This window comes from Thalassospira sp. HJ, assembly GCF_000948415.1.
GTDB lineage: Bacteria > Pseudomonadota > Alphaproteobacteria > Rhodospirillales > Thalassospiraceae > Thalassospira.
Map to the genome: position 1 here is coordinate 688,903 of NZ_JYII01000010.1, position 24,049 is coordinate 712,951.

26 protein-coding genes and 1 pseudogene are annotated in these 24,049 nt (G+C 54.6%); 17 read left to right on the forward strand and 10 right to left on the reverse strand.

What is annotated here, in order from left to right:
• Window position 1 precedes the first annotated feature (1 nt).
• The 6 genes from UF64_RS08580 to UF64_RS08605 all read left to right on the forward strand — a co-directional run bounded on the left by UF64_RS08580 (window position 2) and on the right by UF64_RS08605 (window position 6,560).
• Window positions 2-1,381 carry an AarF/ABC1/UbiB kinase family protein gene (locus tag UF64_RS08580; protein ID WP_044828150.1) on the forward strand — a complete coding sequence of 460 codons (1,380 nt, stop codon included), beginning with the start codon at window positions 2-4 and terminating at the stop codon, window positions 1,379-1,381.
• Between the two features lie 753 nt (window positions 1,382-2,134).
• Entirely contained in the window at window positions 2,135-3,298 is a 1,164-nt protein-coding gene (locus UF64_RS08585) for a Re/Si-specific NAD(P)(+) transhydrogenase subunit alpha (protein ID WP_044828151.1), read from the forward strand.
• Window positions 3,291-3,722 carry an NAD(P) transhydrogenase subunit alpha gene (locus tag UF64_RS08590; RefSeq protein ID WP_044828152.1) on the forward strand — a complete coding sequence of 144 codons (432 nt, stop codon included), beginning with the start codon at window positions 3,291-3,293 and terminating at the stop codon, window positions 3,720-3,722. The genes UF64_RS08585 and UF64_RS08590 overlap by 8 nt, the downstream gene beginning before the upstream one ends.
• Window positions 3,723-3,734: 12 nt before the next feature.
• The gene (locus UF64_RS08595) at window positions 3,735-5,132 is read left to right on the forward strand and encodes an NAD(P)(+) transhydrogenase (Re/Si-specific) subunit beta (RefSeq protein WP_044828153.1); all 1,398 of its coding nucleotides are present in this window, start codon (window positions 3,735-3,737) and stop codon (window positions 5,130-5,132) included.
• Window positions 5,133-5,288: 156 nt separating this feature from the next.
• Entirely contained in the window at window positions 5,289-5,939 is a 651-nt protein-coding gene (locus tag UF64_RS08600) for a hypothetical protein (protein WP_044828154.1), read from the forward strand.
• Between the two features lie 99 nt (window positions 5,940-6,038).
• Window positions 6,039-6,560, forward strand: a complete 522-nt coding sequence (locus UF64_RS08605; RefSeq protein WP_235285005.1) for a hypothetical protein — start codon at window positions 6,039-6,041, stop codon at window positions 6,558-6,560.
• Window positions 6,561-6,596: 36 nt separating this feature from the next.
• Here the strand turns inward: UF64_RS08605 and UF64_RS08610 are convergent, their stop codons facing one another.
• The 3 genes from UF64_RS08610 to rpsU form a co-directional block, all read right to left on the reverse strand.
• Window positions 6,597-8,021: a PepSY domain-containing protein gene (locus UF64_RS08610; protein WP_044828156.1), complete on the reverse strand. Its 1,425-nt coding sequence runs from the start codon at window positions 8,019-8,021 to the stop codon at window positions 6,597-6,599.
• Window positions 8,022-8,109: 88 nt separating this feature from the next.
• Complete coding sequence (locus UF64_RS08615) at window positions 8,110-8,463, reverse strand: hypothetical protein (RefSeq protein WP_052657514.1); 354 nt, start codon at window positions 8,461-8,463, stop codon at window positions 8,110-8,112.
• A gap of 279 nt (window positions 8,464-8,742) precedes the next feature.
• The gene (gene rpsU, locus UF64_RS08620; protein ID WP_008891676.1) at window positions 8,743-8,946 is read right to left on the reverse strand and encodes a 30S ribosomal protein S21; all 204 of its coding nucleotides are present in this window, start codon (window positions 8,944-8,946) and stop codon (window positions 8,743-8,745) included.
• A gap of 361 nt (window positions 8,947-9,307) precedes the next feature.
• On the opposite strand from rpsU, the gene UF64_RS08625 reads away from it, so the two are divergent.
• From UF64_RS08625 to UF64_RS08640, 4 genes are read left to right on the forward strand one after another with little or no spacing between them, the layout of a single operon-like run.
• Window positions 9,308-9,724: a hypothetical protein gene (locus UF64_RS08625; protein WP_044828157.1), complete on the forward strand. Its 417-nt coding sequence runs from the start codon at window positions 9,308-9,310 to the stop codon at window positions 9,722-9,724.
• Entirely contained in the window at window positions 9,717-10,949 is a 1,233-nt protein-coding gene (locus tag UF64_RS08630; protein ID WP_044828158.1) for an HlyD family secretion protein, read from the forward strand. The genes UF64_RS08625 and UF64_RS08630 overlap by 8 nt, the downstream gene beginning before the upstream one ends.
• Before the next feature lie 38 nt (window positions 10,950-10,987).
• Entirely contained in the window at window positions 10,988-11,572 is a 585-nt protein-coding gene (gene def, locus UF64_RS08635; RefSeq protein ID WP_044828159.1) for a peptide deformylase, read from the forward strand.
• Window positions 11,573-12,268, forward strand: coding sequence for a COQ9 family protein (locus UF64_RS08640; RefSeq protein ID WP_044828160.1), 696 nt, complete (start codon window positions 11,573-11,575; stop codon window positions 12,266-12,268). It abuts the gene before it with no gap.
• Between the two features lie 112 nt (window positions 12,269-12,380).
• Here the strand turns inward: UF64_RS08640 and UF64_RS08645 are convergent, their stop codons facing one another.
• From UF64_RS08645 to purE, 3 genes are all read right to left on the reverse strand, one after another.
• Window positions 12,381-13,061 carry a thermonuclease family protein gene (locus UF64_RS08645; protein ID WP_044828161.1) on the reverse strand — a complete coding sequence of 227 codons (681 nt, stop codon included), beginning with the start codon at window positions 13,059-13,061 and terminating at the stop codon, window positions 12,381-12,383.
• 179 nt (window positions 13,062-13,240) lie between these two features.
• On the reverse strand, window positions 13,241-14,329 hold the full coding sequence (locus UF64_RS08650; RefSeq protein WP_044828162.1) for a 5-(carboxyamino)imidazole ribonucleotide synthase: 1,089 nt from the start codon (window positions 14,327-14,329) through the stop codon (window positions 13,241-13,243).
• A gap of 118 nt (window positions 14,330-14,447) precedes the next feature.
• Complete coding sequence (gene purE / locus UF64_RS08655; protein ID WP_008891667.1) at window positions 14,448-14,948, reverse strand: 5-(carboxyamino)imidazole ribonucleotide mutase; 501 nt, start codon at window positions 14,946-14,948, stop codon at window positions 14,448-14,450.
• 260 nt (window positions 14,949-15,208) lie between these two features.
• Here purE and UF64_RS08660 point away from each other — a divergent pair, with 260 nt between their 5' ends.
• Window positions 15,209-16,045 (forward strand): diguanylate cyclase domain-containing protein, encoded by an 837-nt coding sequence (locus UF64_RS08660; protein ID WP_235285006.1) that lies wholly within the window; start codon window positions 15,209-15,211, stop codon window positions 16,043-16,045.
• 112 nt (window positions 16,046-16,157) lie between these two features.
• Here UF64_RS08660 and UF64_RS08665 read toward each other — a convergent pair whose 3' ends face one another.
• Complete coding sequence (locus UF64_RS08665; RefSeq protein WP_044828164.1) at window positions 16,158-16,364, reverse strand: YdcH family protein; 207 nt, start codon at window positions 16,362-16,364, stop codon at window positions 16,158-16,160.
• A gap of 120 nt (window positions 16,365-16,484) precedes the next feature.
• Between UF64_RS08665 and UF64_RS08670 the strand changes: the two genes are divergently transcribed.
• Entirely contained in the window at window positions 16,485-17,591 is a 1,107-nt protein-coding gene (locus UF64_RS08670; protein WP_044828165.1) for an ATP-dependent 6-phosphofructokinase, read from the forward strand.
• Window positions 17,592-17,619: 28 nt separating this feature from the next.
• On the forward strand, window positions 17,620-18,084 hold the full coding sequence (locus tag UF64_RS08675; protein ID WP_044828166.1) for a TIGR02444 family protein: 465 nt from the start codon (window positions 17,620-17,622) through the stop codon (window positions 18,082-18,084).
• A 25-nt stretch (window positions 18,085-18,109) separates the two neighbouring features.
• Here the strand turns inward: UF64_RS08675 and UF64_RS08680 are convergent, their stop codons facing one another.
• Complete coding sequence (locus UF64_RS08680; RefSeq protein WP_044828167.1) at window positions 18,110-18,727, reverse strand: UbiX family flavin prenyltransferase; 618 nt, start codon at window positions 18,725-18,727, stop codon at window positions 18,110-18,112.
• A gap of 115 nt (window positions 18,728-18,842) precedes the next feature.
• Here UF64_RS08680 and UF64_RS19905 point away from each other — a divergent pair, with 115 nt between their 5' ends.
• Window positions 18,843-19,007: a YdcH family protein gene (locus UF64_RS19905; RefSeq protein WP_081944367.1), complete on the forward strand. Its 165-nt coding sequence runs from the start codon at window positions 18,843-18,845 to the stop codon at window positions 19,005-19,007.
• Window positions 19,008-19,406: 399 nt separating this feature from the next.
• The gene (locus UF64_RS08690; RefSeq protein WP_044828169.1) at window positions 19,407-21,302 is read left to right on the forward strand and encodes a propionyl-CoA synthetase; all 1,896 of its coding nucleotides are present in this window, start codon (window positions 19,407-19,409) and stop codon (window positions 21,300-21,302) included.
• Between the two features lie 100 nt (window positions 21,303-21,402).
• Here the strand turns inward: UF64_RS08690 and UF64_RS08695 are convergent, their stop codons facing one another.
• Window positions 21,403-21,975: a GNAT family N-acetyltransferase gene (locus UF64_RS08695; RefSeq protein WP_044828256.1), complete on the reverse strand. Its 573-nt coding sequence runs from the start codon at window positions 21,973-21,975 to the stop codon at window positions 21,403-21,405.
• A 99-nt stretch (window positions 21,976-22,074) separates the two neighbouring features.
• Between UF64_RS08695 and UF64_RS21145 the strand changes: the two are divergent.
• Window positions 22,075-22,254: pseudogene (locus UF64_RS21145) on the forward strand (LysR family transcriptional regulator); the annotation flags it as partial.
• Window positions 22,255-22,266: 12 nt separating this feature from the next.
• Complete coding sequence (locus tag UF64_RS08700; RefSeq protein ID WP_369792945.1) at window positions 22,267-22,977, forward strand: LysR family transcriptional regulator substrate-binding protein; 711 nt, start codon at window positions 22,267-22,269, stop codon at window positions 22,975-22,977.
• A gap of 5 nt (window positions 22,978-22,982) precedes the next feature.
• On the opposite strand, the gene UF64_RS08705 is transcribed toward UF64_RS08700, so the two are convergent.
• Entirely contained in the window at window positions 22,983-23,792 is an 810-nt protein-coding gene (locus UF64_RS08705) for a DeoR/GlpR family DNA-binding transcription regulator (protein WP_044828171.1), read from the reverse strand.
• Window positions 23,793-24,049 lie beyond the last annotated feature (257 nt).

Sequence of the window (24,049 nt, forward strand, 5' to 3'; positions counted from 1 at the left end):
AATGAGTGATAACGACGATGATTATACCGCCGCAAACGAGGAAAACAGGTTTGGCGGGCGGGTTCGTCGTTATGCACGGGTGGGTGCTTCGGCCAGCAAGCTGGCCGCGCGCCTTGCCACTGGGAAAATGTTCGGCGGCGAGATTGATCATGCCAAATACGCCGCCGAACTGACTTCGGCCTTGGGCGGGCTCAAAGGCCCGCTCATGAAGGTCGCCCAGATCCTGTCCACCATCCCCGATGCCCTGCCCAAAGAATATACCCAGGCCCTGGCAGAGCTTCAGGCTGATGCGCCCAGCATGGGCTGGCTGTTCGTCAAACGCCGGATGCGCAGCGAACTGGGTGCGGGATGGCAATCGAAATTCACCGAATTCAGCCACGATGCCGTGGCCGCGGCATCTCTGGGGCAGGTACATAAGGCAACGCTTCCCGACGGGCGGGATGTGGCGTGCAAGCTGCAATATCCCGATATGTCGGCAACTGTTGAGGCAGATCTTAAGCAGCTGCGCGCAGCCTTTGCGATCTATAAGCGCTATGACAGTGCGATTGATGCCCAGAACATTCAGGAAGAACTAACCGCCCGCCTGCGCGAGGAACTTGATTATTCCCGCGAAGCCAAACATATGCGCCTTTATCGCCATATGCTGGCCGATGAGGATTGCGTGCATGTGCCCGAGCCGGTTGATGACGTCACCACCAAGCGGCTTTTGACCATGACCTGGCAACAGGGACCGAAGTTCAAGCACTTCCTTGAAAGCGATCCCGATCAGGATGCGCGCAATCAGGTGGCGCTTAATATGTTTCGGGCGTGGTATGTGCCGTTTTATCGCTATGGCGTGATCCACGGCGATCCGCATCTGGGCAATTACACGCTGCGCGATGATCTGTCGGTCAATCTTCTTGATTTCGGCTGTATCCGCATTTTCAAACCCGACTTCGTGCAGGCTGTGATCACGCTTTATGAAGCACTCCGTGACGAGGACGAGGAAAAGGCTGTTTCGGCTTATGAAAGCTGGGGCTTTGAGAACCCGTCACGCGAACTGATTGATGTGCTCAACATCTGGGCGAGCTTCGTCTATGGCCCGATCCTGGATGACCGGGAACGCAAGATGGGCGAAACCAACTCGGTCGCCTATGGCGCGGAAGTGGCCGGCAAGGTTCATCAGGAACTGCGCCGTGTCGGTGGTGTCAAACCACCCCGCGAGTTCGTTCTGGTTGACCGTGCGGCAGTCGGGCTTGGCGCGGTGTTCCTGCGTCTGGATGCACAGGTGAACTGGTATCGCCTGTTTAACGATCTGGTTGGCGACTTTGACGTGGCAAAACTCGAAGCCCGGCAGAAAGCTGCCCTTGATCAGATTGGTCTCGAGCGACCCGACGCATAAGTCGCGTAATCGGGGTTGGCTGGCCCCAACGATTCGCGTTTTCAATGCAGAGTCGAACGGGTTTTTGATCAAATTGCGCGATCAAAAACGTGATTTTCGGCATCTGAACCCGGTTAGTTTTCAAAAATTCGAGAATATTTTTGCGAACCTTTTGGCGTTTGCAGCGTTCCTTATTGCGTGCCCTACAAGCAATAAATGAAGACTTGGGCGTTTATTTGTAAGATAATATTCACTTACAACGTGGGGTAAAAACAGGGGAAACTGCCGAAAATCAACGATCTATTGTGTGACGATCCGGATCAGGACTTGTTCCATAATGGAAATTAAATGTGCGAATTTCCACACATATATGATTTTTGGAAGTTTTAACTGATATTTTGTTAAAGTGTTTTTTTATCGGTTTTTCGGATTGTGGTTGTCGGTGAGAAATCGCATCTTGCTTTCAACGCAGACATGCAGGGCGTCATTGATTGTTTGTCCTGAGCACCATTGGCGGGTGGGACCTGACATGTCGGCAAGGTTTTATGCCTTGTAATGCGTGGTGGGAAAGTGGGCGGTTTCTTCTGCGATTGCTGAAGAACCGCCTTTTTCTTTTTTCGGGCCGATAGGTGTGTTGGTCCGAAATAATTGAATTGGATAAGGGTTGCCTGTGATCGGTCCGCAAGGAACGCGAAACGACGTTCTGGAACCGGTTGCTTTGAATGAACACGGATTGTCAAACTGACCAATCAACAGGGAAGGAGGTCAAACGCGATGAAACTGGCCGTTCCAAAGGAAATATGGCCCGGGGAAAAGCGCGTTGCCGTCACACCAGAGACCGTGAAAAAGCTCAAGGCTCTCGGGTTTGACGTTGCAATTGAGGCTGGTGCCGGAATTGACGCCGCCATACCGGATGATCGTTTTGTCGATGCCGGTGCAACCATTGCCAAAACAATGAAAACCACCGTGAAGGATGCCGATGTCATCTTCAAGGTGCGCCCACCTGTCATTGACGGCAAAACCAACGAATTAACTGCCTATAAAAAGGGGGCTGCGGTTGTGGCCCTGCTTGAGCCGTTCGATCGCAAGGAGCTGATCGAGGCCATGGCAAAGGCCGGTGTAGATGGCTATTCCATGGAGCTGATGCCGCGTATTTCGCGTGCGCAGTCGATGGATGTGCTGTCATCCCAATCCAATCTTGCGGGCTATCGCGCGGTGCTTGATGCCGCCCATGAATTTGGCCGCATCTATCCGATGATGATGACCGCGGCAGGCACATTGCCGCCGGCACGCGTTGTTGTTGTCGGGGCCGGTGTTGCCGGCCTTCAGGCGATTGCAACCGCCAAGCGCCTTGGTGCCGTTGTCTCGGCATTTGATGTGCGCCCGGCGGTAAAAGAACAGGTTCAGTCGCTTGGCGGCACCTTCATTGAAGTCGAAGACGACAATGCCTCTGATGCGGAAACATCGGGCGGCTATGCCAAGGAAATGTCGGACGACTACAAGAAAAAGCAGGCCGAAAAGCTTAAAGAGGTCCTGACCAAGACCGACATCGTCATTACCACCGCCCTTATTCCGGGCCGTCCGGCACCGGAAATCGTCACCGCCGATATGGTGGCTGGCATGAAGCCGGGATCGGTGATCATTGATCTGGCGGCTGAGCGCGGTGGCAACGTTGCCGGTGTGAAGCTTGGTGAAACGGTGATGACCGATAATGGCGTGAAGCTGATTGGCCCGTCCAACATCACAAGTTCTGTCGCAACCGATGCGACGGCGATGTATGCCAAGAACCTTTTGAACTTCATCACCCTTTCTGTCGATAAGGACAAAGGCGCACTCGCATTTGATGGCGAAGATCAGATCATCAAAGAGACGCGTCTGACCCATGATGGAAAGGTCGTTCATCCGAAATTCGGCGGGGAGGAGGTCGCAAATGGCTGATCAATCCGTAGCCCAGAATGCAAATGAACTCCGCGATGCCGCCCTTGGCCTTGCGGAAAAGGCAGCAAAGCTTGCCGACAGTCTGGCAACCGGCGCATCTGACGCTGCTGGTTCGGCCGCGGTTGCGGTCCAGGGATCGGGGGTCAGCCCGACGGTTCTTGGACTGACCGTGTTCGTCCTGGCCTGCTTTGTTGGCTATTACGTCGTGTGGAAAGTCACCCCGGCACTTCATTCACCCCTGATGGCTGTGACCAACGCCATCTCGTCGGTGATTATCGTCGGTGCGCTTCTGGCAGCAGGCCCGGTGGAGATGAACTTCTCCAAGATGATGGGCTTCATTGCGGTGGTGTTGGCATCCGTCAACATTTTCGGCGGATTCATCGTCGCCCAGCGCATGCTGCATATGTTCAAGAAAAAGAAGTAGGGGGAACACACAATGTCGGAAAACCTGTCGGCTTTCCTGTATCTGGTGGCCTCGGTCTGCTTCATTCTTTCGTTGCGCGGACTTTCGTCACCTGAATCGGCCCGTACCGGGAACATCCTTGGCATGGTGGGTATGGCAATTGCCATCTTTACCACGCTGGCAAGCCCGGCTGTGCTGTCATACACAACCATTATCGTCGGGATCCTGATCGGTGGCGCCATCGGTACGGTCATCGCGCTCAAGATCCAGATGACCGCCTTGCCACAGCTTGTCGCGGCTTTCCACTCGCTTGTCGGTCTGGCGGCGGTGTTTGTTGCCGGGGCTGCCCTTTATTCGCCGGGTGCCTATGGCATCGGTACGGCGGGCAATATCGGTGCGGCCAGCCTGATTGAAATGGGCCTTGGTGTTGCGATTGGTGCGATTACCTTTACTGGTTCGCTGATTGCGTTCGGTAAATTACAGGGCATCGTTTCGGGCACACCTGTGCGCTTCAAGGGCCAGCATATGCTTAACCTTGCCATCGGTATTGGCATCGTTGTCTTTGGTGTCATCCTTGTGGCAACCGAAAGCCATACGGCCTTCTGGATCCTGGTTGCACTGGCACTTGTTCTGGGTATTACGCTGATCATTCCGATCGGCGGGGCAGACATGCCGGTCGTTGTCTCCATGCTGAACTCGTACTCGGGTTGGGCGGCATGTGGCATCGGCTTTACCCTGCAAAACAACGCGCTGATCATTACCGGTGCGCTTGTTGGTGCGTCGGGTGCGATCCTGTCCTACATCATGTGTAAGGGCATGAACCGCTCGATCTTCAATGTCATCTTTGGTGGCTTTGGCGCCGAGGGCGAGGCAGCCGCTGGTGCTGGTGCGGATGGTGATCGTTCGGTCAAATCCGGATCGGCCGATGATGCGTCCTTCATCATGAAGAATGCATCGAGCGTCATCATCGTTCCGGGCTACGGAATGGCCGTCGCACAGGCACAGCACGCGCTGCGTGAAATGGCCGATATCCTCAAGTCCGAGGGTGTCAATGTCCGCTACGCCATCCATCCGGTGGCCGGACGTATGCCGGGTCACATGAACGTGCTTCTGGCCGAGGCCAGCGTGCCTTATGACGACGTGCTGGAAATGGAAGAAATCAACCGTGATTTCGGCTCGGCTGACGTGGCCTTCGTGATTGGTGCCAATGACATCACCAACCCGGCCGCCAAAACCGACCCGACCAGCCCGATCTTCGGTATGCCGATCCTTGAAGTCGAAAAGGCCAAAACGGTCCTGTTCGTCAAACGTGGCATGTCAGCAGGTTACGCAGGCATCCAGAACGAACTGTTCTTCAAGGACAACACCATGATGCTGTTCGGCGATGCCAAGAAGATGTGCGAAGAAATCGTCATGCATCTCGATAACTGATCAAACCATCCGGTTTGAAACGACAAAAGGCGGCTCCGATGGGGTCGCCTTTTTTTGGTTCAATTAAAAATAGATGGGGTGGCTGCACAAATTTACTGGGAGTGGTGCAATGTAAAGGGTATTCTAATGTATAAATATTAAGCGCAAAGGTGGTCCATGGCGATAGAGAAGGTTCATCTACGTAAACTGCTGCAATTGTTTGGTATGAAGCAAAACAAATTAGTGTCGCAGTTGCGGAGAGATATTTTGCAGTCTCTCAAAGGCGGCGAGGGTCGGGATTTCTACACGCCGTTTTGGGCTGACGTGAAGCAACATGTTATTGGAGAAAAAACACTTTCGGTGTCTGTAGCAGAGCGTGTGGAGAAGAGTGACCAGCGGAAAAGACGCTATCCAGAATTGGAAAAGGGTTTTCTTGAATGGTGGAATGAAAAAAGGCGTTGGATTAATGAGCCTTTCGAGTTTCTCGACCAGTCTGTGAGAGGGGTTTACACAGTTGAAGATCCAGAGCTGACCGTGAAACTGGAAAATATGTTGTCTCTCAAAATCGGGGATAACGCTCATCGCATAATATATCCCTACTTCAACCGAGAACCAGCGCTGACCGAACAATTGGCTAGACAGGGATTGTTCGTATTGTCTAGGGGGATTACTCAATACAAAGACGTTGATTTTCGAATAGTTGACCTGACTAGGTCGCGATCATTTTCCGTGCAAGACTTACCATTCCAGGGCGATGAAGAAGAAAGTTTCATTGCTAACTACCAGCGGGTGCGCGATCTTTGGTTTGAGTTGTTAGAGCAATACTAACTACCCTTCGTCGATTTAATTCGAAGATTCACCATGTTCCGATGGATTAAAGTTTCCTTCTTACTTGTTGTCATCCTATCGTTTGCATTGGTCGCGTCCATGGGGCTGACGATCCTGACCTATGTCCGGCTGACGGCTGAAGAGCCGATTGCCAAGATGTATTTCGAGCCGTTGGATGAGGATCTGTTTGAGGCGCATCTGGCGGCAGGTGTCGGCGGCGATGTCGGCATCTTTGAGATTTATGGTGATCAGTGGCGGATTGATGCCGAGTTCATCAAGCTGAAGCCCTGGGTCAATGTGATGGGCATGGATGCGCGCTATAAGCTGGTGCGCTTTGAGGGCCGCTATCGCGATATCGATGATGAAAACACGAGGCCCAAGATGGCCTATGATCTGGGGCAGGGTGATGCGCTTGATCTGATGAACTATCTGGCGGAATGGAATTTCCTGGTCGATGCCGAATATGGCAGTTCGACCTTTACCGATATCAGGCAATATACGCTTTATACCGTCTATCGCACCCAGTCGGGCATCATTGTGCGGTCTGAGCCGATGCCAGACCCGGTTGGCGATGAGCCAGGCATGGTTGATCAGCTTCAAAGCTGGATATCCGGCAAATAAATCCCCGCCCGAAAAGTTCGGACGGGGGATATCCTATTAGCCAAAGGCACGCTGCAGACTTGGCACGCGTGACAGGATCAGAATATCAAGTGCGAGGACTGTCACAAGCGTAATCCCGGTCAACGGGAAAGCCAGTGACAGGACCAGCATCAGAAATACGGCACCCTTCCAAAGTGGAAGGTTGTTGGGCAGTGGCGGCGGGGTCAAACGCAGGCCAGCACTGTTTGCCGGGCGGCGCATCCACCACATGACGATGCCACTGACGCACAAGAAGATCACGATCAGGCAAAACAGCGTATTGGCGATGATATTCCACCATCCCAGATCACCCTGATGAAGCGCAATCCCAACGGCCATGCTTTTGGCAGCAAGCGAATAGTCATCATAGGTTACTTCGGCCAGTACCTTGCCGCTATATTGATCGACATGAATGGTACGGTCCCCGGTTGGTGGCACGCTATCGCCGCTCATGCTGTCGGCAGAAAGGGTGTAAACGCCGTTCTCGCCACGTGGTAGGTTGATGCGGTATTGGCCGCTGAACCCTATCGAGTGTGCGAAGGCATTCATGGTATCAAGGTTGATATCCGTATTTGCCGGGATACCGTTTGCGCCAACGTCCGATCCAGATACGGGCATTGGTGTTTGTTCAAGACCCCAAGGTGCATCATGCAGTACGCCATGGTTCATATCAGCATGTATATCTTCAGACAGTGGAACATTATCCCATTTTTCTGCGGGGAAGGTGCTCCAAGCCTGAACAAACTGCCCACCCCAGATTCCCGCCCATGCAAGGCCTGAAATCAGGAAAAAGAACAAAACGACCGAGATGTAAAAGCCCGACGTAACATGCAGTTCTTTCAAGAAGGTCCGTCGTGTTGTCGATAAATCAGGCCAAAGCACACTGCCAAGGCCTTTGCCATTGCGTGGCCACCACATGTAGAGCCCCGTTACGATCAGAACGATGCCAAGTCCGGCTGCAATTTCGATCAAGCGGTCACCAAGATCGCCAATAAGAAGTTCGCCATGGATATCACTGGCCCAATAGAACCAACTGTCATCCTTGATGATGGTTTTGCGGATGTCGGTAGTGACCGGGTCAACGGTGACGACATGCTGCTTTTCTCCGCTATCAACCAGAAACATTGTGGCAAGGTTATCTTCAAGCGGTGCGATATATTGGCGGACTGATCCGTCCGGAAGGCTGTTGGCAGCGGCTTTGGCCTGTGCTGTCAGGGATTGATGTTGACCGTCCGAGGCAAGGAGACGGTCACCAAAGCGTGTTTCGATGACGTTGAAATACATCATCATCAGGCCGGTCACAGCCAGCATCAAAAGGAACGGGACGACATACAGGCCAGCATAAAAATGCCAGCGCCATGCAGCCATATAAAATTTGCGTGCAACCGTGCGCTGTTCGCGATCACGAACAGCCGCATCCGCCAAAGCGGCTTGCTTTGTCATGGAGATATACCTTTTCATTGAAAATGCACAAAGAACCACAGCAAGCGGCGCTAATGCCGCGAAATCACTGCGATAAATGATGGGCAGATCAAACGATAAAGGGTGGGGCGCGCGGTATGGCGGGTGTGTCATGGATTGCCACACGCAGTTCGACCCGTCTGGGCAGGTGGGCGAACACACGTGTTGCGAATTCGATCCGCGTCGGGACAGACGGGTTATCGGGCAGGATAACCGCCGCAGCGATACGGCAGAATTCGCAGGTCTCTAGCAATCCTGTATTGTTGTCCGGATCGCTTGCCTGGCCGCTCAGGCACAGAACGGGAAGTGTGCCATCAGGCAGGGCATAATTTGCAAGATCCGCATCGGGAACAGGTCCAAACGAAGCCAGCTTGTGCGACACACCCGCAAGCATCAGCGCGGTCACGCATAAAATGCGAACCATCAACTGTGCTTTTGATCGCAAACCTGACATGGATCGTTCCCCAAGTGATGTCATTGATGGGTGGTCAATGACAACATACCGTATTCTTTTTACCCGCTTTCAACGCGTTAGACCACGAGAATTATTCCTGATTTAAAACCCTGGGGTGGGATTGGGAGTGGGTGTAAAAAACCAAACCCGCCCGGATTGCTCCGAGGCGGGCTTGGCGCACGGGTCCGAACTTGGCAAGCCAAATTCGATCGTACAGTCACGTTCGAGATACCCCGAAAGTGAAAAAGACTAGAAGCCTTCGCGCTCAATGCGCTTACGCTCCAGCTTGCGGGCACGACGGATTGCTTCCGCCCCTTCGCGAGCTTTCTTCTCCGACGGCTTTTCAAAGTGGCGACGGAGTTTCATCTCACGGAAAATGCCCTCGCGCTGCATCTTTTTCTTAAGCGCTTTCAGAGCCTGATCGACATTGTTGTCGCGAACGATTACCTGCACGGAAACCACGCTCCTTTCAAAAAAACAAAAACACCCGGAGTGCGGAATGCCCCCCGGTTGGATTTACGGTCAACATGACCGTGGCCTGTATATAGTGCAAAGCGGGCAAAAAGAAAAGAGGGAAGGGGATATTCGCCTTTGACGTTTATTGCCTGCTGATTGGCAAACCCATTGGGCAAGCAGGCGGTTTTTCTGTTTTGGTCCCTTTGAAACCAAATGGCGATCATCAAATAACAAAAATAGATCAAAAGTTGTTATAATGCCTTGAGTTAACAGCAGCTATTGCCTGATTTCAATCAGGTGGACGATCTGAATTCCCCCGGTTTTCCGGGCACGATGCAAACAGCTCGGAGGATCGGAAATGGAAGGTGGCTTGCGCGAAACGGCGATTGCACATGCGCCGTTCTTTGTAACTGCACCAGGTGAATCAGACGTTTTGTTCACCATTATTGTCTGGTTCGTGGTGCTGGCGGTGTTCGGGGCAGGCGCACTTTACCTTAGCCTGCATGCCTTGCCTGAACGCATGGCCCATCATGCCAATCATACGCAAATCCAGCTGATCAGCATCCTGACACTGCTGGCACTGTTTACCCATAACAACCTGTTTTGGCTGGCTGCCCTTGTGATTGCGGTGGTTCAGGTGCCTGATTTTTATAGCCCGATCCAATCAATCGCGGAGTCTGTGAAAGCCATGGCGCGCAAGAAGGGCGCAATCGACGACTCGGACGGGCCAAGTCATTCGGAACCGGTGACGCAGGAGGCTTCCAAAGATGTTTGAGCTTCTTCTGTGTTCGATTTTCACCATCCTGCCCGATTATCTGATCCGCCGGTACCGTCAGGGCAAGCGGATCGGCAAGGAAATCACCCTGTTTTCCGTCTGGTACGAGCTGCGCTACGGCATTGTCGGCTGTGCGATCCTGACCATCACCCTGGTTGCGGTGATTTTCTATTTCCATCCATCGACCATGAATGTGTCGTCGTTTTTCCGTACCGTCACGATCCTGCCGGAAAAGGGCGGGCGCGTGGTCGAGATTTATGTCGAGAATGATCAGGTCGTCGCGGGCGGTGATCAGTTGTTTCGCATTGATAACCGCGTGGAACGCGAAGCGGTCGCCATGGCCGAACAGCGCCTTGCCGAAATCCGCGCCCAGATGGAAGTTTCCCGCGCCGACCTTGCCGTGGCCGAGGGCAATGTCGAACAGGCACGCGGGGCCTATAATCAGGTTCGCGACGAGCTTGAAGTCAAATCCGACCTTTTGTCGCGTGGCACCAACGCGGTATCGCGCCGCGAGGTCGAGCGTCTTGAAGTGTCCCTGACAACCCGGCAGGGTGGGCTTAATGCGGCCCTTGCCAGCATGACGGTGATTGAAACCAAGCTTCAAAGCCTGCTGCCGGCTCAGCTTGCCAATGCGCAGGCCGCGCTAAGATCAGCCGAGGCCGAGCTTTCCAAAACCGTGGTGCGCGCCGGTGTTGACGGCAAGATTCAGCAATTTGCCCTGCAGGTCGGGGATTATGTCAGCCCGATCCTGCGTCCGGCTGGCATCCTGATCCCGGAAAAGGATGGCGAGCCGATCTATTATGCGGGCTTTGCCCAGATCGCGACACAGGTCGTCAAACCCGGTGTGATCACCGAGGTCACCTGTGCGTCCCTTCCGTTTGAAATCATTCCGATGGTGGTGACAGATGTGCAGCCGGTGATCGCGGCGGGCCAATTCCGGCCAAGTGACCAGTTGCTTGAGATTACCGATCGCGCCAAACCGGGTACGTTCCTGGCCAAGATGGTGCCGCTTTATCCTGAATCGATAACCGATGTGCCGCTTGGCAGTAAATGTATCGCCAATGCCTACACCAATACCCATGATCAGCTTGAAGACCCTGACATCGGCGCGGGCCGCTGGCTGTTTTTGCACATGGTACAGACCGTGGGCGCGGTGCATGCGATCCTGTTGCGTGTGCAGGCCTTGATCTGGCCGATCCAGACACTGGTCTTTTCAGGGCATTAGGGCTTTACAGCCAGACGGTTTTGGTTGGATATAGGGCCATGTCGATCCTTAAAATTGCCCGGATGGGCCACCCGGTTCTGCGCCGTGTTGCGGACCGGGTCGAAGACCCGCTTGATCCCGAAATTCAGCGCCTGATTGCTGATATGAAGGACACCATGAAGGATGCCGGGGGCGTTGGCCTTGCGGCGCCGCAGGTGTTTCAGTCACTCGCCATCATGGTCTATTACGTGCCGGCCCTTCGCAAAAGCGATGATACGGACGATGGTGAAATACCCTTAAGCGTTCTGATCAACCCGGAAATCGAGCCGATTGGCGGTGACATCGTTGATGGTTGGGAGGGGTGCTTGTCCATTCCGGGCCTGCAGGGCGTGGTGCCAAGATGGAACAAAATCCGTTATCGCGGGTTAAATGAGAAGGGTGAGAGCGTGGAGCACACCGCCGGTGGTTTCCATGCGCGCGTTGTTCAGCACGAATATGATCATTTGATCGGGGTGATGTATCCCGAACGTATGGAAGACATGTCGTTGCTTGGTTTTAACGAGGAATTGCGCGAAAACCCGCCCGAGACTAACTTTAGACAGTCGGCGACAACTGACGCAGAATCGCATGATGAGGAGACCTGAATGTCTGTCACTGAAAGCATGACCCGTCTGCAAGCCCAGCGCGAAGCACTGGTCGAGGCAGCGCTTGAACATGTGCCGTTTGATGGCTGGACAAAACATGCATTGCAGGCTGGCGCGGATGATCTTGATCTTGCTTCGGGCGAGGTGGGTCGGCTGCTGCCCAATGGCATTCGTCAGGCCATCACCACCTATGTCGAGGTGACCGATCGCAAGATGGTCGCGGCCCTTGATGAAATGGGCCTTGAGAATCTTAAAATTCGCGAGCGCATTGCAGCGGCGGTCAAAACCCGCCTTGATCTGGTCGAAGATCAGAAAGACACCGTGCGCGCGGCCCTCGCCTATATGACCCTGCCGCAGAATGCCGCCCTTGGTCTGAAACTGACCCATGGCACGGTGGACAAGATGTGGGTCGCGGCTGGTGATACCTCGACCGATCATAACTGGTACACCAAGCGCATGTTGCTGGCCGGTGTTTATGGATCAACGCTTGCCTACTGGCTTGATGACACATCCGAAGGCCATGCTGATAGCTGGGCGTTCCTCGATCGCCGCATTGGCAATGTCCTGCAAATCCCGAAAATCACCGCCAAGATCGGTAAGGCGGGCAAGTTTGCAGCAGCCCCCTTCAAGATGGGCGCAAAGATTGCGCGCTGCATGCCGACCCCGGGTCGGATGCGCCGCCAGTTTGGTGGCTGATCGCCCTTAACGCTGCCAGAAGTTAATCAAAACAAAAACGCCACCGTGCAGTATGCCGGTGGCGTTTTGAGTTTTGAGGGAAGGAAACTCTCTCGGAAATGGCGGTGCCGTATCAGAAGGTATTGGTCAGGAAGCTCAGCAGCGTGCGATCCGGTTCGTTGGCTTTCTCAAGCTCGGACGCCAGATCGATCTTGATCGGGTTTTCGACCGGCTGCGGTTCAAGCGCATCATCAAGCATGTTTTTAAGCTCGTTAGCGTCGTCTGCATCCTGCAGGTCATGCTTGGTCGGTTTGGCAGCAAGGGCAACCAGCTCGGACGGCGGGGTGCCCATCCAGATGCCTTTTTTGTTGTCCTTGGCGAATTTCTGGTCACTCAGATAGGTCGCACAGCTCGGATGGCTGTCGCAGCTGACCATATCAACCATCGCCCATCCGGCGCGCAGGATCAGACGGTTAAGGTCATTCTGACCCATCTGGCATTCCGTCAGCATCGGGAACAGCTGCACGTCCGAGACTTGCTGACATTTGATGGCGTAGTTTTCAATGATGCGATCAAGCGCCTGGGCAGCGGCCGCGCCGCACTGGAATTCAACCGATCCGGCCCGGCAGATCATGCCGGGTTTCGGGGCGCGAATGCCAAACAGTTCGACAATCATATTGCCAAAGCGAAGCTTGTCGCCCTCGATCACATCGGGGAAGCCTGCTGCACCCGGTACCGCCATGGCGGGGTTGGTGCGGCTTTCAACAGCGATCAGGCCAAGGGTCAGTGAAAGAATGATCAGAAGCTTTTTCATCACATGTCATCCGTAAAGAGTTTCCTGCCCTACCAACAGCAAACCGGATGCCAATCGACTGGGCATAAAATGCCAGCCAGGTCATCTTTCGCGTAACGCTATGAACTACATACGAAAAAGCCCCGGATGCGCTTGGCATCCGGGGCGAATTCCTGATTTGGTCGGCGGTGGGGATCGCCTTATTTTGGCAGAACCCACGTCACATGGCCCATCTTGCGGCCCGGCTTTGCTTCGGCCTTGCCATAAAGATGCAGTTTTGCATTCGGCTCGGTCAAAATTGCCTGCCAGTCATTGATGTCATCACCCAGAAGGTTCTTCATGCGGGCCTTGGAATGATGCGCCGGATCGCCCAGCGGCAGGCCGCAAACAGCACGGATGAACTGTTCGAACTGGCTGGTGACACAGGCATCAATCGTCCAGTGACCGGAATTGTGCGGACGCGGGGCAACTTCATTGACCAGAATGTCACCATCGGTGGTGACAAACATCTCAACCGCCAGAAGCCCGACAAACTCCATGGCACTGACCAGCTTGATCGCGATGTCTTCAGCCTTTTTCGTAAGGTCGTCGGCAATTTCCGCCGGGGCAACGGTGACATCAAGAATGTGGTTGGTATGCACATTCTCGACCGGGCAGAAGCAGGCGGTATCGCCTTTAACACCACGTGCGACAATGACGGAAATCTCACGCTCGAACGAGATAAAGCCTTCAAGAATAGCTTCGGCCCCGTTCATTTCTGCCCAGGCTTCGGCAAGATCGGTATCGTCGGCAATCTTGACCTGCCCCTTGCCGTCATAGCCCATTTCGGTGGTTTTCAGAACCGACGGGCGGCCAAGTTTGGCAACGGCGGCTTCAAGATCGGCGAGCGATCGGACAGCCTCAAACGGGGCGGTGCCGATGCCATGATCATTACAGAACGTCTTTTCGCGCAGGCGGTTTTGCGAGATATGCAGGCATTTCCAACCCGGACGGACCGGAACGAGGTCCGAAAGCAGTTTGACGCTGTCATGGGGCACGTTTTCAAATTCAAACGTCACCACATCGACATCCGCGGCAAAGGCGCGCAGCGCATCAAGGTCGCTGTAATCGGCAACGGTGGCCTTGGCACAGACCTGTTCGGTCGGGCTGTCGGCACCGGGGCCAAAGACATGAACCTTATAGCCAAGCTCTGCGGCACAGAAGGCGGCCATACGGCCAAGCTGGCCATTGCCCATGATGCCAATGGTGCTGCCCGGGGCGATGATGCGCGTGTCGAAATCCTGCGTCATGTAATCCTCGATCAAAACTCTTCCTGACGGGAAGGTATTGCGCTGTGCCGCTGTGCGACAACTGTCTTAAATGTCATGTGAAAACAAAAACGCGCCCCGTCGGGCGCGCCTTTTCAAATCACGGTGCCGGGTCAACCGGCTCGTCGGCGACCGATGCGGTCTGTGCTGCGCGCCAGTCATCGAGACGGGCGGCCAAGCCATCATCCATCAGCGCCATGATTTCGGCTGCCATCAGGCCGGCATTCTTTGCACCGGCCGAACCGATGGCAAGGGTGCCGACCGGAACGCCGCCCGGCATCTGAACGATGGAAAGCAGGCTATCAAGACCCTTGAGTGTGCGGCTTTGAACCGGAACACCCAGAACCGGAAGCGGCGTCATGGCCGCAGCCATGCCAGGAAGGTGGGCGGCCCCACCGGCACCGGCAATGATGACCTTAAGGCCACGTGACTTTGCCGTCTTGGCATAATCATACAGGCGATCGGGTGTGCGATGGGCGGAGACGATTTTTGTCTCATACGCGACGTTCAACGCATCAAGGACATCTGCTGCATTTTTCATGGTTTCCCAGTCAGACTGGCTTCCCATGATAATGCCGATGACCGGGGTTTGATCGCTCATAGTGGCGGCTCCGTTTTCGGGCGGTTTCATGAAGGCCCGCATTATATGCAGCAAGACCTATCATGCAAGCCTGCTTGAAAGATGGCGCAATCGGAGAAAGCTCTTTATATTATTATTATCTTTTTAAGGTATTGGTGAAATAATCGAAGATTATAGCGCGTGTCACTTCAGGTTGAAAATTTGGGTGAAATTATTGCGTTTTTGATCTATTATTTACTATTGCCTCATATAACTGTGCAGGTAGCACGGGAAGGTCAGACATGAAGGTCACAAGGCCCGGATCAATCACACCATCGATGGGGGGCGGGGACGGAAGATACCCACCAAGCCCCCACGGAATCTTTGCTTATGGCAAGGATGCTGGCCATCGCCGTGCGCCCAATCGCGACCATCAAGTCGACATCGACACCAGCGATGTTCCCGACACTGTCGACGAAGCCCCGTACCATACCCCCGATATGGCCAATGTCCTGGGCATCCCGGATAATCAGGTCACACCCGCCGTCGAGCAGGCGATTGGTCGCCTGATGGTGCGTATCAACGGGCTCAATGAAAACTTGAGTGACCTTAAGCAGCGTCAGGCACATCTGGCCCGCAACGAGGGCCGCGATCCGTTCACCGGCGCGATCAGCCGCCCGGCCTTTCTGCAGATCCTTGAAAATGAAATGTCATTGGTGGGGCGGGATCGCACCAGCCGGATGCTGCTGATGTGCGAACTGGCGAACCTTGACGAAATCCTTCAGCGCCACGGGCAGGACTGCAAGGAAGGCCTGTTTAACTATGTCCGTCGCATCATGGCCGACTTCATCATGTCACCGCATCATCTTGGCTATCTTGGCTGCAATGACTTTGCGGCCTTGATGTACAATGTTGATGAAGAAGACGTCTGGCAGCGTGTCGATGCCGTGACCCGCTGGCTTGATCAGCATCCGTTTATTCATAATGATCAGCCGATTTCGGTCGTGCCGGTATTCGGGCTGCATCATGCGCAAAGTGGCGATACGTCGACTTCGGCCCTGAATGCGGCGGACGCAGCACTTCGCGCGCACAAGGAAATGTATCTGGCCCAACTGGCCCGCATTCCCCACGGAATCTGACGCACCCCCATCTAGATGATACAATCATGGGTCAGGCTGCACCTTTTGGCGCGGTCCGTGTTGCTATGAGAGTGATTTGGGAAGCTGTGTTTGGCGATAAGCCGATCAGAAATCAGGCGATAATGTCTGGTACAAGCTGCGACTCGATATAAAGAATCTCGTCCTTCAGCGCCAATTTACGCTTTTTCATGCGGCCCAGACGCAGCTGATCATGATGGGGTGCCTGGACCATTTGTTCGATGGCGACATCCAGATCGCGGTGTTCCTCGCGGAGCGACATAAGTCTCTTTTCAATCTCGATCTGATTGATTTCGTCCATTTTTGATCCAGCTTAATATCCAATGCGAGGGGATGTTGATAATACCAGATATCATGTTGGCAACCCATATGATTTGTACCACCCTGTAAAACAAATTTGGCACGATTGGGAAGGAAGCAAATGCGGATCGGAGTTTTGACCAGTGGCGGTGATTGCGCCGGACTGAATGCGGTTATTCTTGCGGTCGTTCGTCGTGCTGTTCTGGGCTATGGCTGGGACGTTGTCGGTATCCGTCAGGGCACGCATGGCCTGATGCAGGATCCGCCCCAGGCGATTGACCTTAATGATCAGGTCAATAATGACGGGATGCTGCGCCTTGGTGGGACAATTCTGGGAACCGTCAACAAGGGCGATCCGTTCCATTACCCGATGCCGGGTGGCAGTTTTGCCGACCGGTCCAGCGAAGTTATCGAAGGCTATCGCAAGCTTGGTCTGGATGCCCTGATCGGGATTGGCGGGGATGGCAGCATGGCCATCTTGCATCGTCTGGCCAAGATGGGCGGGATCAATCTGGTCGGTATCCCAAAGACGGTCGATAACGACCTTGCCGAAACCGAATATTCCATCGGCTTTACCACGGCCGTGAATGTCGCGACCGATGCGTTGGATCGCTTGCAGCCGACTGCCGCATCTCATGACCGGATCATGATCCTTGAGGTCATGGGGCGCGATGCCGGGCATATCGCCCTGTTTGCCGGGGTGGCCGGTGGGGCGGATGTCATCCTGATCCCGGAAATGGATTATGACCTTGATGAGTTGACCCAGCATTGCCTCAACATCCGCAAAAGCGGCCGCAACCATGCCTTGGTTATCGTGGCTGAGGCCGTCAAACGTGACGATGGATCGGCGGTCACACAGGGGGACGACGGTCAAAAGGTTCGTTATGGCGGTATTGGTCATTGGTTGGCCGACGAGTTGGGCGAGCGGACCGGCTGGGAAACCCGTGTGACGGTATTGGGCCATGTGCAGCGTGGCGGCACACCATCGCCGCGTGACCGTGTAATTGCATCCGCCTTTGGGGTGCATGCGGTGGATCTGATTGCAGAGAAGAAATTTGATCGCGTTTGCGCCTGGCAGCAGCGCAAGGTTGTGGATGTCGCGATGGAAGATGTCATCGTCGGACCGCGACTTGTGGATACCGCGGGCACAATGGTGTCGACCGCCAAGGGGCTTGGCGCCTATCTGGGGCATCCGCCGAAAGTTGCCAGAACGGCCAAAACAGTCTGATATCCAATAATAAACAAGCAGGTTGGGAATGGATCAGGAAGAAGTCTGGGCCTTTACGGTCGCGATGTATGGTCGCGACGGCGTGGCCAAGCTGTGTCTCGATCTTCAGGATCGCTGCGACCTTGATGTGAACATGCTGCTTTTCATGTTCTTTCTCGGTCAAAAGGGGCTGGCGCCGATGAGCATTTCCTCGCTCGAGGCATCTGTTCGCGATTGGCGCGAAAACGTCATCAAGCCGCTTCGTCATACGCGGCGGCACTTGCGTAATGACCCGCGTGCGAGTGCGCAGGACCTACGCCAAAAGGTCAAAGCAGAAGAATTACAGGCCGAACGCATCGAACAGCACATTCTGTGCGAAGTGGTGCAAACGGTACCGATTGATGACCCGATTGCCGCCGCGCACGCCTATCTGTCACCCAATCGGTTTGAGCTTGATCAGAACGCGTGTGACAAAGCACTTGGCGAGCTGACCCGCTTGATGGGGATCGCCTAGCGTTTTGGTCTCTCCAGCCCAGGGCCTAGTCGCGGTTTTTCGGTTTGCCGGTGACCGGGATTTGATTGCTGGCTTCGGGATCACCCCAGCGGGCAGTTTCGGGCAGGTCGATATCAAACAGATCCAGAACCCGCGCACAGCTTTGCGTCACCATTTCTTCAAGTGATTGCGGCCGGGCATAGAATGCCGGGACCGGCGGGGCAATGATCGCGCCGTTTTCAGTTGCCTGCGCCATGTTACGGATATGGCCGGCATGAAGCGGCGTTTCACGCGCCATCAGCACCAGACGCCGACGTTCTTTCAGCATCACATCTGCCGCGCGCGCAATCAGATTATCTGCGACTCCGCTCGCCACCTCGGCCAGCGACTTCATGGAGCAGGGGGCGATGATCATGCCGCGTGCACGGAACGATCCCGATGCAATCGGGGCACCGATGTCGGCATTGTCATGGACAACGTCCGCCATCTCCTTGATTTCGCGGATTTTAAAATCGGTTTCATAGGCGATGGTGCGCTCGGCTGCCTTCGAAAGGACCAGATGAGTCTCGGTTGGCGTATTTTTCAGCAGCTGTAAAAAACGTATGCCGTAAATCACCCCGGACGCGCCGGTTATGCCAATGATAAGTCGATCTTTTTGCGTCATAGCGTTCCTTGCGACACTGTGTTCCTGTTCACGTTCCTGATCGAAACACTGGAAATCATGTTACGAAATTAATACCATCTTCCTGTGGGCAATGTCAGATATAAGGAGTAGGCGAATGAGCGTTCAAAGCCATATCGAAGCTCTTACTGCCAAACATGCTGCGCTTGAGCAGGAACTCCACCTCGAGACGCGCCGCCCGGCGCCCGACGATTCCGTTGTCGCAGACATTAAACGTCGCAAGCTTGAAATCAAGGACGAGATAAACCGAATAACCCATTAGCCGTTCGGGCGTGGCCAAACGCGTGAGCAAGAACACGCGATCTCCCACGTGAACGGTTTGACGACCTCATAGATTTCCTAACTCTTGCTTTTGCCGCCTCATCTTATCGCCCACGCTTGAGGCGGCAACTTTATGTCTGCACTTCAAAACTTCGGGCAACTCCCCACATTAATCACATCACCGCAAAGACATACGAATCCCGGGCCTTAGGGGATCAGTTATGTCTGTATTTTGAGTAATTGTAATCCGCAGAAAATAAGGGATTACGAGGCTCTACCAATGTCTAAGGGGTATGCGCGAATTAAATCGGTATTATGATGCCGATTTACGAGCATAACGCTACGGATGCTTCCGGTTATGGATGTATCCAGACCAACGCCGCGGGAGGGTTTTTCGCCAATGACCGGTCGCTATCAGGAAATCTACGAACGTTCGATCGCCGACAAGGAAGGCTTTTGGGCAGAAGCTGCTGAAAACATTTCCTGGTACAAGAAGTGGGATCGCGTTCTTGATGACAGCAACGCACCATTTTACCGCTGGTTCACCAGTGGCAAGGTCAATACCTGCTATAACGCGCTTGATCGGCACATCGAAGACGGCCGCGGCGATCAGCCCGCCCTGATCTATGACAGCCCGGTCACAAACACGGTTCAGACATTCACCTATTCCCATCTGCGCGACGATGTTGCCCGCCTTGCCGGGGCGCTGCATGCGCGCGGTGTGACCAAGGGTGATCGCGTGATTATCTATATGCCGATGATCCCGCAGGCCGCGATGGCGATGTTGGCCTGCGCGCGTATCGGTGCAATCCATTCTGTGGTGTTTGGCGGTTTTGCGTCCAACGAACTGGCAACCCGCATCAATGATGCCAAGCCAAAACTGATCCTGACCGCAAGCTGCGGCATCGAAGGGTCGCGCGTGATCGAATACAAGCCGCTGCTTGATAAAGCCATCGCCATGGCAGAGCACAAACCCCAAAGCGTCATCCTGTTCCAGCGTCCGCAAAGCGATGCACTGTTGATCGATGGTCGTGATTACGACTGGGAAGTCGAATGCGCCAAGGCCGCACCGTCTGATTGTGTGCCGGTTGAAGCCACCGATCCGCTTTACATCCTTTACACATCTGGCACCACCGGCCAGCCCAAGGGCGTTGTCCGTGACAATGGTGGCCATATGGTCGCGCTTAATTGGTCGATGAAGAACATCTATGATGTTGAGGCCGGCGACGTTTACTGGGCAGCGTCCGACGTTGGTTGGGTGGTTGGCCATTCCTATATCGTTTATGCGCCGCTTCTGGCCGGTTGTACCACGGTGATGTTTGAAGGTAAGCCGGTAGGGACGCCTGATGCCGGTGCCTTCTGGCGGGTGATTTCCCAGCACAAGGTCAAGGTCCTGTTTACTGCACCGACGGCATTCCGTGCGATCAAGCGCGATGATCCCAAAGCCGCGCACATGGCCAATTATGACCTTAGCAGTCTCAAGGCGCTGTATCTTGCCGGTGAACGTTCGGACCCCGACACCCTGCAGTGGGCTGAAAACAGCCTCGGCGTGCCGGTGATTGACCACTGGTGGCAGACCGAGACCGGCTGGTCGATCTGTGCCAACCCGCGCGGGATTGAATTGCTGCCGATCAAATATGGCTCTCCGACGGTTGCGGCCTGCGGCTGGGATGTTCAGGTTCTGGACGAGGCAGGAAAGCCGCTTGAACGTGGCCAGATTGGCGCGCTGGCTGCCAAGTTGCCGCTGCCACCGGGAACGCTTCCGACGCTTTGGCAGAATGACGACCGGTTCAAGTCGTCCTATCTTGAAGAATTCCCGGGCTATTACGCTACGGGCGATGCCGGCTTCATTGATGAAGATGGGTATATTTATGTCATGTCGCGCACGGACGACATCATCAACGTTGCGGGCCATCGCCTGTCGACGGGTGGCATGGAAGAAGTCCTGTCAGGTCATCCCGACGTTGCCGAATGTGCGGTCATTGGTGTGCATGATGACCTTAAGGGGCAATTGCCGCTTGGCTTCATCGTCCTGAAATCCGGTGTGACCCGCCCGCATGACGCGATCCTGGCCGAAATCGTTGCCATGGTCCGCGATCAGATCGGCCCGGTGGCAGCCTTTAAAAAGGCTACCGTGGTTGAACGCCTGCCCAAGACCCGATCGGGCAAGATCCTGCGCAAGACTATGCGTTCCATCGCCGATGGCGAAAGCTATAACACCCCGGCAACGATTGATGATCCGGCGATCCTTCCCGAAATCGCCGAAGTCCTCAAAGAAATCGGTTATGCCAAATAGATAAAACCTCCATCACAGATGCACACTCCCGCTCCCCTGTTAACGGAGCAGCCTTGCACCCGCTTTTGCTTTCAAAAGCGGGTGTTTTTTCTGTGTGCAGTCAGGATCTCGGGATGACGGGGCTGTCTTCGCCAAGCGAGCGTTGCATCAGAACCGAATCAAGCCAGCGATCAAACTTGTAACCGACCTTCTTGAATGTCCCGACCATTTCAAAGCCATGGCGCTGATGCAAAGTGATCGAGGCCTTGTTGGCACTATCGCCAATGGCCGCAACCATCTGCCGCCAGGGGCCTGCCTCACAGCGTTCAATCAGGGCGCTCATCAACAAACTGCCAACGCCCTGTCCGACGCAATCCGGGGCAACGTAGATCGAGTTTTCGACCGTATGGCGATAAGCCGTGCGTGGGCGATAGGTGCTGGCGTAACAATATCCCACAATTACATCATCTCGGATGGAAACAAGATAGGGCATGCACTTATCGCGAATGGCGCGAAAGCGATTACCGATCTCGGTCGCATCGGGCGCTTCTTCCTCAAAAGAAGCCGTGCCATGCAGCACATGGTGGCGATAGATCGCGGTGATGGCCGGAATGTCCTCAATCACGGCATCGCGGATGGTGATTTCGGTTGAGTGTGGCGTTGCAGCGTCTTTGGTAGCGGTATTCAGAGGCATGGCTTTATCCGGCATGGTGATGTTTGAGCTGACAATATGCGCAAACACGGCATAAGATAAGTTTTGATAAATTATGCACAGCATAAGGAAAAGTTTTATATGCGTGCGCTCAACCTTGATCAGCTTCATGCCTTTGCGGATGTTGTGGCATTGGGTAGCTTTTCCGCGGCAGCTGACAAGCTTAATCTCAGTCAACCGGCTATCAGCCAGCAAGTTCGCCAGCTTGAAACCAGAATGGGTGTGAAACTGATTGAGCGCGTTGGTAAACGTGCCGAAGCCACCCCGGCCGGTTTGGCGCTTCTTGCCCGTATCACCGACATAGATGCATCCGTCCGCGCGGCAGAGGATGCAGTTGCCGGCTTTTCAAGTGGCACGGCCGGACGTGTGCGGATTGGAACCGGGGCAACAGCCTGTATATATTTCCTGCCAGCAATCCTCGAAAAGCTTCAACGCAGCTTTCCTAAACTTGAAATCATGGTTCGGACAGGCAATGCCAGCGATATCGTGCGCGCGATCGAAGACAACAAGCTGGATGTCGGGCTTGTTACCATGCCGTGCACCGGGCGAAGCCTGTCAGTAACGCCGATCATGACCGACCCGTTTGTTGCGATATTTCACGCGGATGCCGATGTTGGTGATGTCATCCGCCCCATCGATCTGGAGGCCATGCCACTGGTGCTTTATGAGCGCGGCGGACTGACCCGGACACTGGTTGATGAATGGCTGCGCAAATTCGGTGTTAACGGGCGATCGGTGATGGAGCTGGGCAGTGTCGAAGCCATCAGGGAGCTTGTCGGGGCAGGGATCGGCGCGACGATCCTGCCCGAAATGGGCGCAAGGCCGGATCGCACCCAGTTCCCGATCAAGACCCGCCCGCTGTCACCACCATTGGCGCGCGAGCTTGCCATTGTCATGCGCCGTGACAAAACCCTTACGCCGGGACTAAAGGCCGTCTGTAATAGCCTGAAGGCAGCTGCAGAAAGCCGTAAGGCTGGACACTAAGCTTTTCAGTCTTCGTCAGAAATGAAGAAGGTCGGAAAATCTGCACCCGGTTCCGGGGCGTAAAGGGCGACGCCGGCGTTTGTGATCATTTCGGCAATGTGGTCGGGCGGTGGGCAATCGGTAAAGAACGCGCTGACATCGCGGATGGAGCCACCACGCACTACCGCATTGCGGCCAAACTTGGTGTGATCGGCCACCAGATAGGATTTCCGCGCATTTTTCAGGATCGCGGATCGGGCGCGGACTTCCTGTTCATCGAAATCAAGAAGACTTCCGTCCGGATCAATGCCACCAACACCGAAAATGCCGTAATCAACCTTGTAGCTGTTAAAGAACGCCTCGACCTCCGGCCCAAGAACATCGCGGTCACGATTGCGCAGCCGTCCACCAATCAGGGTGACCTCAAAGCTGTCGTTGGTGGCCGCGACATAGGCAACATTGAGGTTGTTGGTGAAGATCCGCAAATCACGGTGCTGCAACAGGGCGTTGGCGACAAGCTCCGGCGTGGTGCCGATTGAAAAGAACAGGGATGCGCCATTGGGGATTTCACGCGCAACCAAAGCTGCGATCTTGCGCTTGTCATTGACGTTCAGCACCTTGCGCGCCCGATAGGCGATGTTTTCATGCTCGAGTGCCGGTTCAACGCCGCCATGTCGGCGTCGCAGCAGCCCCTCATCACACAGCGCATTGACGTCGCGCCGGATGGTCTGCGGCGTTACATCAAAGCGTTCGGCAAGCTGTTCGATGGTGCGAAAGCCATCTGCACGGACAAGTTCGACAATACCGGCCTGGCGTTCGGTTGGGCGTTTTTGCATGGAAACGTGTCTTCGGTGTTGTTCATTTGAAAAGCTGGCGAATGGTATGAGCCATCCGTGTCGGTTGCGTTACCGTTTGACTGCAATCGTGTGAAACAAACCTTACGGGTTTCTGTTCGCCAGCCCAATGAAAAAGCAGCGGTATTAGCCGTCAAGTATTAAAGCATAATGGTCACGCATTCTCGCATTGAGGATGGTGACCATTTTTCTGACGACGGCAATGATAGCAACCTTGCCGGGTTTTCCGTTTTCAGTCA